Here is a 15,353-nt window from a genome sequence, read left to right as displayed (position 1 = left end):
TCGACAAGCTCAGGGTGAGGGTTTTTCTTGATCCGCCGAGTTTGAATTGGTCCTCACCCTGAGCCTGTCGAAGGGCGAGGGCGAGGGCCAGGCGCCTAGCGCGCCACAGCCCCCTTCACCACCTTCGCGAAACCGTCCACCGGGCAATCGTAGCCCGCGTCGGCCTGGCTGCACCCCGGCACGAAGATCGGCGAGGCCGAAGGCGGCGCGGCCAGGGTCAGGGGCTTTTTCTCGCGCAACTGCGACAGGCTCTGCACCGCGTAACGCACGCGGATCACCCGCGCGCCGTCGGCCCGCTTCCAGCGTTCGAAGACGAGGTTGCCGCCCGGCGCGATCTGGCCCGGCTGATAGCCCGGCGCGGTCCATTCCATGCCGAGCAGACCGCCCAGCATGGCCAGGGTGCCGTCGTGGCCGACGATCACCACCATCTTCGCATCAGCGCCACCGATGGCGTCCTTGCCGGGCTCGGCCTCCAGCGTCGCCAGGATCTTCGAGGCCAGATATCCCGCCCCCGTCCGGGCCACTTCGCGCGAACGCAGGCGCAGGTCGAACTCGGCCTGGTGCAGCGGGAAGACCCTGAGCAGGGCCGCCTCGTCCAGGCCCTTCCACCCCTGCCCCGCGAAATCCTGGCCGTCGGCCCAGGCCATCAGCATGCTCTCGGTGATCCCCGAGGCGAAGGCTTCAGGGCCCGAGATGCCGACCGTCTCGTCGGCGTCGTCGAGGAAGGCGGCAGGCTCGTCATAGACGCGGCGCTTGCCGGGCGCCTTCGGGCACGGGGCGGCGTCGCACTGCATGAGGAGTTCGTCGAGGCTGGCGATGGCGTCGCCGTGGCCGGCGCTCCAGGCCGCCAGGTTCCCGCCCACCCGGCCGGCGACCGAGGCGCGCGCCAGGGCCAGATCCGGCTTGGCGACGCCCGCCTTCACCGGTTCGAACAGCGGATCGGCCTTGCCCTCGCCCACCGTGTGGACGTCGACGGCGCAACCGGGCGACAGCCCCTCGCCCAGCGCCTTGGCCGTGGCGATCGTGCGCTGGGTGACATTGGCCCAGTAGTAGACCTGCCCGCAGCCGTCGCCGGCCAGCAGGCCCTGCGTCGCGTAGAGCTCGCGGTAATAGGCGCCGAAAAGGGTCGACAGCGTCCCGCCGTTGGCCGTCAGGTGGCCCGGCGGGACCGAGAAGCGCGGCCACGGACGCGCCGTGGCGGTCTCCAGGCGCTCGGGGCTCGACATCGCCGCGCGCACGCCGTGGCGGCTGAGGATCACCACCTTCTCCAGGGTCTCGCCGGACGTCTGGGCGGCGGCGGGCGCGGCGACGAGCGCGGCCAGGGCGAAGGCTGAAAAGCGGGCAAGCAGACGCATCGAAACTCCCGAAAACGAAAAAGCGGCCCGCGCGGCGGAATCGCGCGAGCCAGTCGAGGGGATCGGATCACGAGGGGTCAAGCAGAGGGCCCCTCTGGAACAAGAGATCGCCGTCGCGGCCGCCCGGGTGTGCAGGCGGCCGCGACGATGCTCCGCAAACGGAGCGATCAGGGCCTTAGAACTTGGCCCGCAGGCCGAAGCTCACCGTACGGCCGTAGTGGGTGTACCCACCGAACCAGCCGCCCTTCACGAACTGCCACTGGGCGGCGTCGGTCAGGTTCTGGCCTTCGAGGGCCGCGGTGATGTTGTCGGTGATCTTGTAACTGACGCTGGCGTCCAGCGAGCCGAAGGCCTTGTCGTTGAGGGCCGACAGGCCGGCGCCGCCGACGTCCTGCAACACGTCGTCCACCCAGCTGTAGCTGGCGCGGGCGGCGATACGGTCCTTCTCGTAGAAGCCGGTCAGGTTGAAGCTGTTCTTGGCCACGTTGACCATCGCGTCCGTCAGGGTCGGCGAGTAGGTCGCTTCGGTGTCGGTGTAGGTGTAGTTGGCCAGGAAACCGAGGCCGTCGAACGGCGCCGGCAGGTTCTTGAACAGGTGCTGGTAGGCCAGCTCCACGCCCTTGATGCTGGCCTCGCCGCCATTGGTCGGCGAGGTCAGCTGATAGGTCTGGCCGTCGACCACGATGTTGGTCTTCTGGCTGTAAACGAAGGTGGTGATGTCCTTGTAGAAGGCGCCGGCCACCAGGGCGCTGCCCGGAGCGAAGTACCATTCCAGCGTCGCGTCGTACTGCCAGGCCTCGAACGGCTGCAGCTGCGGATTGCCGCCCACGGCCGTCAGCACCGTACCCGACGAGTTCAGCGTCAGGCGCGGAGCCAGATCGGCCAGCGACGGACGGGTGATCACCTTGGCCGCGGCGAAGCGGGCCTGCAGGGTGTCGGTGATGTCCATGGCGAAGTTCAGCGTCGGCAGGACGTCGGTATAGGTCTTCTCGTAGCGGACCGGGATGGCGGCGCTGCCGGTGTCGGCGTGGCCGGCCGAGACCTGCTTGGTCTGGGCGACGCGAACGCCCAGCTGTCCGCGCAGCGGACGACCGAACAGCTGCGTGTCCATGTCGGTCAGGCCGTAGCCGGCCAGGATCTCTTCCGACACGAAGTAGGAGTTGCGCTGGTCGGCGCGGGCGGTGCCCTTCTGGGTCTTGTCGGCCAGGGCCCAGAACTTCTCCGGATCAGGCATCACCCAGGTGCGCGGCAGGTTTCCGCCCACCTCGCCCAGGAAGTCGCCGGCCGGGAAGGCCTCGAAATAGCTGGCGTCGAAATACTTGTTGGCCAGGTTGGTGGTGAAGTTGATGTCGGCGCGATTGTAGCTGCGCTCACGCTCGCGGAACTTCACGCCGAAGGCCACGCGGCTGAACGGACCCCACTGCACCGGACGCTCGGCGTCGGCCTGGATGGCCTTTTCCAGGTCGAGGGAGTCGTTGGTGCGCCACTCGATGCGGCGGAACGGCAGCAGCGACGGGTTCGACAGGTTCGCCGTGGCCAGGGTGACGCTGGGCAGCACGTCGTCATCGACCTTGGTCATGTTGAAGGTCGTCTGGCCGATCGCGCCCAGCAGGCGGGTGCGGGTGATCGGTTTCGAGGTTTCCGAATAGGCGCGGGCGTAGGCGGCGTCGCCCGAGAAGGTCCACTCGCCGATCCGCTGCTTGCCGTTGATGGCCAGCATCAGGTTGTCGTGGGCCAGGTCGCTGACCTCGCGGCCGATCTGGCTGGTCGAGGTGACCGTGCCGCCGACCAGCGTGCCGTCGCGCACCACCGCCGAACCCGGAACCAGGGTCGAGACCGTCTGGTCGACCGAGTAGGTCAGCTCGTCATAGTGGTCGTCGAGGTGGGTGTAGCTGGCGTCGAAGGTGATCTCGGTGGCGTCGGTCGGACGGTACTGGGCCGAGAACACCAGGCCCTTGCGCTCGCGGTCCTCGCGCTCCAGCGTCGGGCGGATGGCGGTCGGATAGAGGTTGATCCCCTGCGCCGCCAGGCTCCTGCCCAGGGTGGTCGAGGGATCGGCATAGCTCCAGCTGACGCCGGTGACGCGGTCCTGGCGCAGGGTGCGCTGGTCGTAGACGAGCGCCAGCAGCGCGCCGAAGCTCTTGTCTTCGTTGACCCAGCTGAGCAGGCCCGAAACGCGCGGGTCGGTGGCGCCGGCCAGTTGCGGATGGCTGGCGGTGGCCGAGGCGGCGATGGTGTTCTTGCCCAGGTTCAGGGGGCGAAAGGTTTTGATGTCGACCACGCCGCCGATCGCGCCCTCATCCAGCGAGGCCAGCGGGGTCTTGCCGACCTCGACGCCGGCGACCAGCTCGGACGGCAGGGTGTCGAAGCGGAACTGACGACCGCTCTGGCCGCTGTCGCGCATGTTCTCGTTCACCGCCGCGCTGCGGCCGTTCAGCGTGACGATCTGGAAGTTGGGACCCAGGCCCCGGACGCGGACGAACAGGCCCTCGCCGCGATCGCGGGTGATGGCCACGCCCGGCACGCGCTGCAGCGCCTCGGCGATGTTGTTGGACGGGAACTTGCCGATGTCCTCGGCCGAGATGGCGTCGACGACGTTGGCGGCCTTGCGCTTGTCGGCCAGAGCGCGGGCCAGCGAGTTGGCGAAGCCGCCGGTGACGACGATCTCCTCGACCGTGGCGCTATCGTCGGCGGCCGGTTCGGCGGCGGCGACAGGCGCGGCGGCGGCCTCGGCGCGGCGGGCGGGGGCCGCGGCGGTCGAGATCTTCTGGGCGGCGGGACGCAGCACGGCCGCGCCGCCGTTGCGAACATAGGTCAGGCCGGTGCCGCGCAGCAGCTGGACCAGGCCCGTCTCGGCGTCGAGCTCGCCGCGCACGCCCGGCGTGCGCTTGCCGGCCAGCAGGGCCGGATCAGCCAGGACCTGCAGGCCCGTGGCGCGCGAGAAGGCCGGCAGGGCCGCGCCCAGGTCGCCGGCCGGGATGGCCAGGGCGGGCTTGGGCGCCGGAGCGGCCATCGCCGTCGTCGCCGACATCAGGACCGCGGCCGAGGCCGTGCTCCACAGGGTCCAGGTCTTGAAGGTCATCGTACTATCCCCGAATGCGCGGCGTCAGGCCGGCTTCGGCGGGGAAGACGTCGCTGCGCCCCCATTCAGGACAGGGATTTTTGTGAAGTTTCGGCGACGCCCCGCGAACCTCACCGGCTGATCACCAGGCCGCCCTGCCCCTCGCGCACCTCGAAGCCGTGGACCAAGGCGAGGTTGCGGACCAGGGTCGCCGGCTCGTCCAGGCGGAAGCGGCCGGCTACGCGCTGACGGGCCAGTTCGGGATCGGCGATGACGATACGGCGCTCGGAGGAGCGGTTCACGCGCTCGACCAGCCGGCCCAGCGTCACCCCGTCGGTCTCCAGCCAGCCCGAGCGCCAGTCGTCGGCCAGGGGATCGAAGGAGCGGACCTTGGACAGCCTGCCCTCGGTGGCGAAGGCGCGCTGGCCGACGGTCAGCACGGCCGTGCGGCGGATCAGGCCGTCGGGCGCCAGCCGCACCCGGCCGCGATGCACCGACAGCTCCAGCCGCTCGGGCCCGCGCTCGTCGCTGATCTCCAGGTCGAAGGCCGTGCCCAGCACGCGGGCCGAGCCCGCGGCGGTCCTGACCGTGAACGGCCTGGCCTCGTCATGGGCGACGTCGAAGAACGCCTCGCCCCTGCTCAGCGCCACCTCGCGACGGCCGGTCCCCAGGCGCACCTCCAGATGGGTGTCGCCGTCGAGCATGACCTTGGTGCCGTCCTCCAGCACGACGGCGCGGTGCTCGCCGCGCGCGGTCTCGAACGCCGTCGGGGTAATGGTCATCAGCTGCAGCTGCGGCCAGGCCAGCGCCATGGCCAGGCCGCAGGCCAGCACGCCGCCGGCCAGCGCCGCGATCGGCCCCGCCTGACGGCGCCTGGCCAGGCGTCGCTGCTCGCTGAGCTTCATGGCCTCGGTCAGGGCGCTGTCCTGGTTGGTGCGCCAGACCTGGTCGAAGGCCTGCGCATTGGCCGGGTCGTCCGACTTCCAGGCCTCGAAACCGGCTTCGTCGTGGAAGGCCGGATCCATGCGGCGGGCGGCCCACAGGGCGGCGGTGCGACGGGCGCGGCTCATCGGCGGCCTCCGGCGGCGCGGCGCTCGGCCTTGGTCATCTCGCGGTGCAGCTGTTCCAGCGCCCGCACCACGTGCTTCTCGACGGCGGCCTCGTTCATCGCCAGGGCGTGCGCGATCTCGCGCGTCGTCTGGCCGTGCAGGCGCCGGCGGATGAAGACGTCGCGACGCAGCGGCGGCATGGCGTCCAGCACCCTGCCGAACACCTCGACCTTCTGGCGATGCATGAGGATCTGCTCCGGCGCCGGGGCTTGGCAGGGGATTTCCTCGTCCAGCATCTCGGTCGGCCGGCGATTGCGGCTGCGGAAATGGTCGCGGACGAGGTTGAGGGCGATGCGATAGCCGAGCGCGGCCCGGTCGGCGACGGTGCGCGCCTTCTCGTAGGTCAAAAGGCGCGCGAAGGTCTCCTGCACCAGGTCGTCGGCGGCGGCCGGGTCACGGGTGCGGCGGACGATGAAGTGATAGAGCTCGTCGCGCTGGGCGCGCAGGGACGCCAGGTCGGTCATGACGCGGAATCGGGCGCGTCAGGGCGCGCCGGCGCGGAAGAAGCGGCCGTGGGAAGCATGGGGCGGCGGCTACCACGGCTTCGTGACAGTTCTTCCGCCGCCCCTTCAAGTCACCAGGTGAAGGTGCCCGCCGACCTCGCCGGCAGCTTGCCCTTCAGGCGCCGGGCGCCGTCGACGATGGCGAAGACCTTCTCCTCGCTCGTCTGGTTCAGCACGATCAGGGCCCGGCCGCCGTCGGGATTGACGAAGGCCACGGTCTTCAGGCCCGCGACCTCGGCCGGCGAGGCGATGCGCACCGCGCCCGGCTTCACGAAGCGGCTGGCGTGGCCGAAGGCGTAGTATTCCTGGTTGCGCTCGATCGCGCCGGTGGCCTGGTCGATGGCCACCACGCCCCGGCAGTCGCCGCAGCCGCCGGCGTGCGGGCCGTACTTCTCATCGAGCGCCAGGTTCCACATCAGGACGCCGCGCGCACCGCCCCGGGTTGAGCCGACGATCAGCTTGTCCATCATCCACAGGAAGCTCTCGTCGAACTTGGCCGCCCACTGGCCGCCCGAGCATTCGGTGAAGAACACGTCCTTGTCGGGATGAGCCTTGCGCACCTCGTCCTGCGCGGTGACGTCGCCGGCGTAGCAGTGCCAGCCCACGCCCGCGACGAACGCCCTGGCCTTGGGATCGGCCAGCACGGTCATCGGCTGCTGCGGCTGGTCCCAGTTGTGGTCCCAGTCGAGCACCCTGGTTGCGATCCGCTCGCGGGCGAAGACAGGACCCAGGTTGTCGCCGAAGAACCGCGCCCGGTCGGCGGCCGGCCAGCGCATGCCCGGATAGTTCTCGGGCTCGAAGTCCGGCTCGTTCTGGATGCTGAGATAGTCGGTCGGCACGCCCTTCGCCTTGGCCGCCTTGACGTACTTGGCGAAGAACTCGGCATAGACCGGATAGGCGTCGGGCTTCAGCTGGCCCTTCACCAGCGAGCCGGTGGTCTTCATCCAGGCCGGCGCGCTCCATGGCGAGGCCATGACCTTCAGGTCGGGATTGATCTTCAGCGCCGCCCGCACGGTGGGGAAAACGTACGCTTCCGGCCGCGCCGTCGAGAAATGCGCGAGCTCCGGATCGGCCGCCCCGCCCGGCGCGTCGTCCAGGCTGTAGTGGTCGAGCGAGAAGTCCGACGCGCCGATGGTCACGCGGGTGAAGCTGAAGCCAAGGCCGCCCTCCCCGCGCCCGAACAGTTCGGAGAGCAGGGCCTGGCGCTGAGCGGCCGACATCCGGGTCTGGATCAGCCATGCCGAGGCGTCGGTGATCGACGCCCCGAAGCCGACGATCGACTGGTCGCGGACGGTCGCGTCGACGGCGACGACCGGCAGGTCCGCGCTCTCGCCCGCCGCCAGGTCGGCCGGCGCCGGCTGCTCGGCCAGCAACTGGGACTTGTCGCCGGTCGTCACCCAGGCGCGGGCGGCGCTCGCCGGAGCCTGCGAGACGCTGGCGCAGCCGCCCAGGGCCAGGACGGCGACCGTCGAGATCAGGGCCAGACGCATCACGGCTTGCGGCTCCAGGCCTTCAGCTTGGCCGACCCGGTCAGGGCCGGATCGCCGGCATGGGCGCCGACATAGAGCGGGTACGAACCGGCCGGCAGGGTCCAGCCGGGCTTTGCGACATCATAGTCGGCCAGCACGCGCGGATCGACGCTGAGGGTCACCCTCTTGGTCTCGCCCGGTTGCAGGTCGACCTTCTGGAAGCCCGCCAGGCGCACCATCGACTTGCGCTTGCCGGCGGTGACATAGAGTTGCGGGGCGTCGGCGCCGGCTACCTTGCCGGTGTTGGTGACGTCGAAGCTGACCTTCAGCCCGTCGCCGTCCTCGACCTTGAGGTTCCTGTAGCCGAAGCTCGTGTAGGACAGGCCGTAGCCGAACGGATAGAGCGGCTGCAGCTTCTTCTCGGCGAACCAGCGATAGCCGACGGCGGCGCCTTCGGGGTAGTCGACCGGGAAGCCCTTGATGGGTCCGGCTTCCTTGCCGGCCCGACGGGCGTCGTCGATGGCGGCCTGCTCGGCATAGCCGGGCGCCGAGGCGCGGGGGGCCTGGTTCTCGCTCCGGGGGAAGGTCATCGGCAGGCGGCCCGACGGATTGACCGCCCCGCTGAGGATGCCGGCGATGGCCTCGCCGCCGCGCTGGCCCGGATACCAGGCCTGCAGCACGCCGCCGACCTGGTCGAGCCACGGCATCAGCACCGGCCCGCCGGTCTCCAGCACCACCAGGGAGTTCCTGTTGGCGGCGGCGACGGCGTCGATCAGGGCGTCCTGGTTCTCCGGCAGGGCGATGGACGGGGCGTCCTGGGCCTCGGTCTGCCAGTGCCAGGCGAAGACGATGGCGAGATCCGCGCCCCGCGCCGCGGCCGCGGCGGCCGCCGGGTCCTTGCCGTCGATGTAGGTCACCTCGGCGTTCGGATAGGCGGCCTTGATCGCCTGCAGCGGCGAGGAGGCGTGCCAGGTGACGCGGACGAACGAGGCCGCCTCGCCGCCGTTCAGGGGGATCTCGACCGGCGCGCCGCCGACCGAGCGCACCTGGGACGAACCACCGCCCGACAGCACGCCGACATCGGCGTGGGCGCCGACCAGCACGATCTTCTTGGCCGTCTTGGCCAGCGGCAGCAGGTCGCGGTCGTTCTTCAACAGCACCGCGCCGCGCTCGGCCAGCGCCTGGGCGACCTTGGCGTTCTTGGCGTAGTCGATCGGCTGGGCCTCGATCGGGGTCGGGTTATCGATCAGGCCGGTGGCGATCACCCCGTAGAGGATGCGGCGGACCATGTCGTCGACCCGCGCCTGGCTGACCTCGCCCCTGGCCACGGCGGCCTTCAGGTCGTCGCCGAAGTAGATCTGCTTGTCGAGCTCCTGGCCCGACTGCTGGTCCAGGCCCGCCAGCGCGGCCTTGGTCGTGCTGTGCACCGCGCCCCAGTCCGACATCACCCAGCCCGGATAGTTCCAGTCGCGCTTGAGCACCTTGTTGAGCAGGAAGTCGTTCTCGCAGCCCCAGTCGCCATTGATCTTGTTGTAGGCGCACATCACCGAGGCCGGCTGGCCCTTCTCGATGGCGATCTGAAAGGCCAGGAGGTCGCTCTCGCGCAGGTCGGCCTCGCCGATGCGGGCGTCCATCACGTGGCGGCCGGTCTCCTGCGCGTTGATGGCGAAGTGCTTGATGGTCGAGACGATGTGGTTGCTCTGCACGCCTTGGATCGACGCCCCAGCCATCTCGCCGGCCAGCAGCGGGTCCTCGCCCAGATATTCGAAGTTACGCCCCGCCCACGGGTCGCGGGTCAGATTGACGCCGCCGGCCAGCAGCACGTTGAAGGTCTTGGCGCGGGCCTCGGCGCCGATCATCGCGCCGGACGCATAGGCCAGCTTCGGCTCGAAGGTGGCGGCCAGCGCCAGGCCCGACGGCAGGGCCGTGGCGGTGTCGCCCTTGCGCTGCTCGACCTGGTTGGCGACGCCAAGGCTGGCGTCGCTCTCGCGCAGGGTCGGGATCTTCAGGCGCGGCACGCCGGGCACGTAGCCGGCCGAGGGGATCATGTCGGCGGGCGCAGGCTTGGTGTTGGGCGGAAACAGGCCGTGCAGGTAGGTGATCTTCTCGTCGAGCGTCATCTGCTTCACGAGCGCATCGGCGCGCGCCCAGACCGGATCATTGGCCCGCGCGGCCAGCGGCGCGCTGTCCTTGGTCGGCATGGTCTGGGCCAGGCTCGCGGCCGGCAGCAGGGCCAGCAGCGCCACGGCGGCGGAGGTCCGGCGCAGGATCCGCAGGGCGGACGAAGGCTGGGCGGCGGTCGTCATGGGCTACTCCGTGTCGGGGTCGAGAGGGCGCCGCAAAACGGGGCGCAAGGGGGCCCGCGCCTCTTGCGAAGGCGGGCCGCGTCGAAACGAAAAAAGCGCGGAGGGCCAGGGGAAGGGATCGACCCTCCGCGCGCAGGGGTCAGAACTTGTAGTTCAGACCGAAGAGGTACTGCCGGCCGTACTGGTCGTTGGTCTCGGGCAGCATGGTGCCGTCCGAGAGCACGCCGGTGCGGGTGCGGTAGGGACTGTTGTCGAGGTTGTTGACCTGCAGCACGGCCGACAGGCCCTTGAGCGGCCCATCCTGGAACTCGTAGCCGATCTGAGCGTCGACCTGCTCGTCGGCCAGCACCTGGGTAAAGCCGCGATAGGCGAACAGCTGCACCACCTCGCCGCGGAAGGCCGAGCGGTGGCGCTTGCTGATCCGGGCCGAGAAACCCGCCCGCTCGTAGTAGCCGGTGACGTTGTAGACATCGCCCGACAGGCCCGGCAGCGCATTGCTCGAGCCGGGGCCGTCCGGCTGGATGTCGGTCTTGGTGTGCGACATGCTGCCGACGAAGCCGAAGCCCTTCAGCCACGGGGTAATCAGGCCGAAATCGACCGCGCCCGAGATCTCGTAGCCATAGAGCTTGCCGCCCTCCCCGTTCTCCGGACGGGTCAGGAGGCCGATGTTGCTGACCGGCGTGACCGTGCCGGTATTGGGCACGTTGGAGAAGTCGTAGTCGACCGACTTGTTGTAGATGTAGGTCTCCAGGTCCTTGTAGTAGCCGGCGACGGCGATGTAGGTCCCCGGCGCGAAGTATTTCTCGACCGACAGGTCGAAGGCGGTCGCCTTCCACGGCTTCAGGTACGGATTGCCGCCCGAACCGCTCCAGCGGAAGGTCAGGGCGTCGACTCCGGCGGTGATGCTGGCGCGCATGTCGTCCAGGCGCGGACGGGCCGAGGTCTTGGCCACCCCGAAGCGGACATAGAGGTTCTCGACCGGCTCGGCCGTCAGGTTCAGGCTCGGCAGCAGCTCGTCATAGGTGTCCTCGACGCTGACCAGGCTCGGGGCCTGGGCCGTGCCGCCGCTGACGGTGTAGCCCGTCGATTCCTGCTTGGTGGAGATGTATTGCAGGCCGATGTCGCCCTTGATCGGCAGCGCGCCGACATGGGTGTCGATCTTGGCCATCAGGTAGGCCGTGGTCAGGCGCTCCTGGATTTTCCAGTCCTTGTTGTAGTCGTCGGCGTTCCCGATCGGCACGATGTCGTAATAGACCGGCAGGGCCTTCGGCAGGTTGATGGCCAGCACCTGGCCGATGCCCGCGAACGACAGCGAGGCCGGCGAGAGCAGGTACTGCGAGGCCACCGTCGTCGGGGCGCGGCCGTTCTTCAGGAAGAGGTCGTTGTCGGAGACCGTCTTGTCCTTCTTGCGGTCGGTGTAGTTGACGCCCGCCTGAATGCTGCTGAGGAAGCCGCCGAGACGGGTCTCGGAAACGTCGTGGTCGATGCGGAAGTCGCCGGTGAACATCCGGTCCTCGACCTCGGGGAAGCGAATGGCGCCGTCATGGCCCCAGCCGCCCCAGGCCGCCGGATCGCCCAGCTGCATGCGGCTGGCGTCGGCGTAGTTCAGGCCCGTCGTGTATTTGCCCACGCCGTTGAAATTCAGGTCGTATCCGATGTTGTCGAAGGTGCGGATCGGGCCGTAGCCGGCGTAGGTCTCGAGGATCTGCTCGCGGCGCTCGACCTTCGAATAGCCGATGTCGGCGGTGTAGGTGGTCGCGCCCGAGACGTACGAGGTGTTCCAGCCCAGGGCGAACTGCTCGTCCTTGCGGGTGTTGCGGTCGTTCCGGACGATCGGGGTGACGTTGGTGGCCGTGCCCGAGGTGTTGATCAGCGAGTTGCCGACCTTGGTGAAGCCGGGGTTCAGGAACACCGTGGCGTCGGGCGTGCTGGGGCTGGAGAACCACTGCATGCCGCGGCGGACCTCCTTCTGGTCGAAGGTCGAATAGAACAGGTCCAGCGTCGAGTGCAGCTTGTCGTTGGGGCGCCATTCGAGCACGCCCATGTAGCCGTCGCGCACCTGGTCGCGGTTGGTGGCGAAGATCTCCTGGCCGCCCAGGCTGTAGGCCCCGGCGTTGGCGCCGGTGAACTGGGCCGGCTGCTCCCAGTACCAGGCCTTGTATTGCTGGACCTGGGTGGGACTGTCGAGGTGGGCGTAGCCCAGCGCGACGCCGATCGTGCCGTCGGCGAACTGGTCGATGTAAGAAGCGCTGAAGCGATAGCCGCTCTTGGAGCCGTCGGGATTGGCCTTGTCGAGGTCGCTGATCTCGCGGCGGGCGTTCAGCGTCATCACCCGGCCCTTCTGGTCCAGCGGGCGGACGGTGCGCATGTCGACCGTGCCCGACAGGCCCTGGCCGATCAGGGCGGCGTTCGAGGTCTTGTAGACCACGACGCTGTTGAGCAGTTCGGACGGATACTGGTCGAACTCGGCGGCGCGATTGTCGCCGGCGCTGACCTGCTGGCGGCCGTTCAGGAGGGTGGTCGAAAAGTCGGGCGACAGGCCGCGGATCGAGATCACCTGCACCCGGCCGTTGACGCGCTGGCCCGTCAGGCCCGGCAGGCGCGCCAGGGACTCGGCGATCGACACGTCCGGCAGCTTGCCGATGTCCTCGGCCGACACGGCCTCGACCACCCCGACCTCGCGGCGCTTGATCTCGGCCGACTGCTCCAGGCTGCGGCGATAGCCGGTGACCACCACCTCGTCGACGGCGGTGTCCTGCTCGGCGGGGGCGGCGTCCTGGGCGTGGGCGGCGCCGGCCAGCAGCGACAGGGCCCCGGCCGAGGCATAGGCCAGCTGCTTGAAGCGCTGGGCGCCGGCGCGAACGCGGGCGGCCGAATGGGCGTGATGGATCAAGATACTCTCCCCTACTGCGTCTCTTCCCTGGCCCTCCTCGCCCCGTCTCTTGCGGATTCGGCGTCGAAAAGCCGCGCTTTCGTGAATTGGAAGCGCTTCCAACAAAGGCCGCAACGCGTCGGCCTTGTCAAGGGGAACGGCGATCGATCAGGGAGCGGAGGCGGCGGTGCCCCGTTCGACCACCGCGTGGTCGAGGCAGTCGAACTCCGGTTCGGCCTCGGCCCGGCCGCCCGTCAGGCGGCTGGCCAGCAGGGCCACCGCACGGCGGCCCATGTCCTTCAGCGGCTGGTGCACGGTGGTCAGCGGCGGCCAGACGATGGCCGACACCGGCGTGTCGTCAAAGCCCGTGACGGACAGGTCCTGCGGCACTTTCACGCCGCGTCCGTGGACCACCGAAAGCGCCCCGGCGGCCATGTCGTCATTGGCGCAGACCAGGGCGGTCGGATGCAGCGGATCGTCCAGCAGGCGCGGCGTCAGTTCCACCCCCGAACGGAAGGTGAAGTCGCCCCGCACCTGGATCAGGTCGGACGCCCCGAGCCCGGCCTCGGACAGGGCCCGCATCAGCCCGTCCAGACGCCGATCGGCCGACAAGTGGCCCTGGATGCCGCCCATGAAGGCGAATCGGCGATGGCCCAGCTCGATCAGCCGGCGGGCGATGTCGTAGCCGCCGGCCTCGTCGTCCATGCCCACGCCGTCGGCAAGGTCCCTGCCCGCCCCGCCCGGCGAGATCGACACCACCTTGCAGCCTCGACGCAGCACCTCGGCGATCAGGCCCGCGTCGTCCGAATAGGGCGGCGTGAAGATCAGCCCTTCGCAGCGCTGGGTGGCGATCAGGTCATAGACCTGCTGCTCGCGGTCGGCGCTCTGCAGCGGGATGTGACGGGTCACCAGCTGGTAGCCCAGCTCCAGGCAGCCGCGCAGCGCGCCCAGCTCCAGGGCCGAATGGTAGAACGAGTTCGGCTCGCTCTCCAGGTCCGAGGCGAACACCAGTCCCAGCAGCCGGCTGCCGCCGCCGGCCAGCGAGCGGGCCTGCGGATTGACCTTGTAGTCCAGCGCCTTGACGGCCTCCATCACCCGGGCCCGCACCTCGTCGCGAACATTGGGGCCGTCGTTGAGCACCCGCGAGACCGTCGTCCGCGCGACGCCCGAAAGGCGCGCGACGTCGTCGATGGTGGGCCGTCTTGCCGTCAATGAACTCTCCGAACCGAACGCTGGGCGACACGATGGTGACGAACGGCCGGGCTGACAATAGCTCGACCGCAAGCTGTCCTGATCGCATAAACCACGGATGGATCAAGGCGGCCGCCCATTTACAGAAGCCGAGCCCACCAAGGGACGCTCGCGACTTTTCCTCGCCGGCTACGGCCTGGCCAACGCCGGCGCCTTCGTTTCCTTCATCCCGTTCCTGACCCTGCTGGCGCCGCTGAAGGCCGCCGAAGTGGCGCCGCACGCCCGCGACCTGACCCTCAGCCAGATCTCGATCGTCGGGGCGATCACCGCCGCGGTCGCCCACATCGCCTTCGGCGCGCTCAGCGACGCCACGCGCAGCCGCTTCGGCCGGCGTCGGCCCTGGATCCTCGGCGGCTGGGCGGCCACGGCGCTGGGGCTGGCTCTCGTCGGCCTCGCCCAGACCCCGTTGCAGATGCTGGGCGCGGTCGTGGTGCTGCAACTGGCGGTCAACGCCCTTTATGCGCCGCTGGCCGCCGTGCTGCCCGATCTCGTGCCTGACCACCAGAAGGGCGCAGCGGCCGCCTGGGCGGGCCTTGCCCTGCCCGCCTCCAAGCTGTTCACGGCGCTGGTCGTCGGCGCCCTGCTGGTCTCGGCGACCGAACGCTACATCGCCGTCATCGCCGCCACGGGCCTGCTGGTCCTGCCTTTCGCCCTGACCCTGCGCGAGCCGCCGCCCGCCGCCCGCGCCCCGATCGCCTGGCCCAGCCTGCGGCTCACCGCCTTCGGCGACCGCCGCTTCCGGATGGTGTTCGCCTCGCGCCTGCTGGTCGAGACCGCCGTGGCGCTGCACACCCTGTACCTGTTCTTCTACCTCAAGGATCGCGGCGACCTGGCCAGCCGCCTGCCCGGCGTGACGCCCGAGGCCGCGTTCGGCCTGCTGCTGACCGCCTCGACCCTGGGCATGCTGGCCGCCGGTGCGGTGAGCGGCCCGCTGTCGGACCGGCTGGGACGTCGGCCGGTTGTCGTAGCGGGCGGCATGCTGATCGCCTCCGGCGTCGCCCTGCTGCTGCTGGCGCCGGAGTGGCCCGGCCCCCTGGTCGCCCAGATCGTGTTCGGGATCGGCCATGGGGTCTATTCGACCAGCAACCTCGCCCTCGTCGCCGAGGTCCTGCCCGACAACGCGCGCAACGGCCGCGACCTGGGGCTGATGAACGTGGCGGTGGCGGCCTCGCAGGCGCTGGGCCCGCTGCTCGGGATCGCCGTGGCTTTCACCGGCGGCGACCTGCGCGGCGTCTTCGCGGCCGCCGCCCTGGCCGCCCTGGCCGGCGCCGGGGCCTTGCTGGCGAGGCGTTAGCGCCGATCGTCCGCACACGACCAAATGCACATGGCGCAAATTCACCACGTGCAAGATTTCCGAACTTTACAAAGAGATACAACTCTGACACGAGTCTCCAGCCGCGCCAACTAGAGCGTGGATAAGCCCGGTC

Annotated in this window: 9 protein-coding genes; 1 reads left to right on the top strand and 8 read right to left on the bottom strand. The window is 69.7% G+C overall.

The features are described 5' to 3' along the window. Positions 1-95: 95 nt before the first annotated feature. The 8 genes from ACODR1_RS06670 to ACODR1_RS06635 form a co-directional block, all read right to left on the bottom strand. Positions 96-1,355 (bottom strand): histidine-type phosphatase, encoded by a 1,260-nt coding sequence (locus ACODR1_RS06670; protein WP_488879752.1) that lies wholly within the window; start codon positions 1,353-1,355, stop codon positions 96-98. Positions 1,356-1,530: 175 nt separating this feature from the next. Continuing rightward, positions 1,531-4,437 carry a TonB-dependent receptor gene (locus ACODR1_RS06665; protein WP_488879751.1) on the bottom strand — a complete coding sequence of 969 codons (2,907 nt, stop codon included), beginning with the start codon at positions 4,435-4,437 and terminating at the stop codon, positions 1,531-1,533. Positions 4,438-4,547: 110 nt separating this feature from the next. Beyond that, positions 4,548-5,486: a FecR family protein gene (locus tag ACODR1_RS06660; protein WP_488879750.1), complete on the bottom strand. Its 939-nt coding sequence runs from the start codon at positions 5,484-5,486 to the stop codon at positions 4,548-4,550. Further along, positions 5,483-5,989, bottom strand: coding sequence for an RNA polymerase sigma factor (locus tag ACODR1_RS06655; protein WP_101719917.1), 507 nt, complete (start codon positions 5,987-5,989; stop codon positions 5,483-5,485). The genes ACODR1_RS06660 and ACODR1_RS06655 overlap by 4 nt, the downstream gene beginning before the upstream one ends. A gap of 110 nt (positions 5,990-6,099) precedes the next feature. Next, on the bottom strand, positions 6,100-7,518 hold the full coding sequence (locus tag ACODR1_RS06650) for a glycoside hydrolase family 30 protein (RefSeq protein WP_488879864.1): 1,419 nt from the start codon (positions 7,516-7,518) through the stop codon (positions 6,100-6,102). Further along, positions 7,518-9,803 (bottom strand): beta-glucosidase family protein, encoded by a 2,286-nt coding sequence (locus ACODR1_RS06645; protein WP_488879749.1) that lies wholly within the window; start codon positions 9,801-9,803, stop codon positions 7,518-7,520. Before ACODR1_RS06645 ends, ACODR1_RS06650 begins: the two co-directional genes overlap by 1 nt. A 139-nt stretch (positions 9,804-9,942) precedes the next feature. Then, positions 9,943-12,696: a TonB-dependent receptor gene (locus ACODR1_RS06640; RefSeq protein WP_488879748.1), complete on the bottom strand. Its 2,754-nt coding sequence runs from the start codon at positions 12,694-12,696 to the stop codon at positions 9,943-9,945. Positions 12,697-12,843: 147 nt separating this feature from the next. Beyond that, positions 12,844-13,887 (bottom strand): LacI family DNA-binding transcriptional regulator, encoded by a 1,044-nt coding sequence (locus ACODR1_RS06635; RefSeq protein WP_488879747.1) that lies wholly within the window; start codon positions 13,885-13,887, stop codon positions 12,844-12,846. A gap of 97 nt (positions 13,888-13,984) precedes the next feature. On the opposite strand from ACODR1_RS06635, the gene ACODR1_RS06630 reads away from it, so the two are divergent. Further along, positions 13,985-15,220, top strand: a complete 1,236-nt coding sequence (locus ACODR1_RS06630) for an MFS transporter (RefSeq protein ID WP_488879746.1) — start codon at positions 13,985-13,987, stop codon at positions 15,218-15,220. Positions 15,221-15,353 lie beyond the last annotated feature (133 nt).

The organism is Caulobacter sp. FG7 (assembly GCF_057808875.1).
Note: the sequence above shows the minus strand (reverse complement) of the source record. Positions and strands in the feature narration are given on the sequence as shown.

Bases quoted from the DNA above. Each gene is read 5' to 3' on its own strand.
- ACODR1_RS06670 (WP_488879752.1), bottom strand. From the start codon at position 1,355: ATGCGTCTGCTTGCCCGCTTTTCAGCCTTCGCCCTGGCCGCGCTCGTC.
- ACODR1_RS06665 (WP_488879751.1), bottom strand. From the start codon at position 4,437: ATGACCTTCAAGACCTGGACCCTGTGGAGCACGGCCTCGGCCGCGGTC.
- ACODR1_RS06660 (WP_488879750.1), bottom strand. From the start codon at position 5,486: ATGAGCCGCGCCCGTCGCACCGCCGCCCTGTGGGCCGCCCGCCGCATG.
- ACODR1_RS06655 (WP_101719917.1), bottom strand. From the start codon at position 5,989: ATGACCGACCTGGCGTCCCTGCGCGCCCAGCGCGACGAGCTCTATCAC.
- ACODR1_RS06650 (WP_488879864.1), bottom strand. From the start codon at position 7,518: ATGCGTCTGGCCCTGATCTCGACGGTCGCCGTCCTGGCCCTGGGCGGC.
- ACODR1_RS06645 (WP_488879749.1), bottom strand. From the start codon at position 9,803: ATGACGACCGCCGCCCAGCCTTCGTCCGCCCTGCGGATCCTGCGCCGG.
- ACODR1_RS06630 (WP_488879746.1), top strand. From the start codon at position 13,985: ATGGATCAAGGCGGCCGCCCATTTACAGAAGCCGAGCCCACCAAGGGA.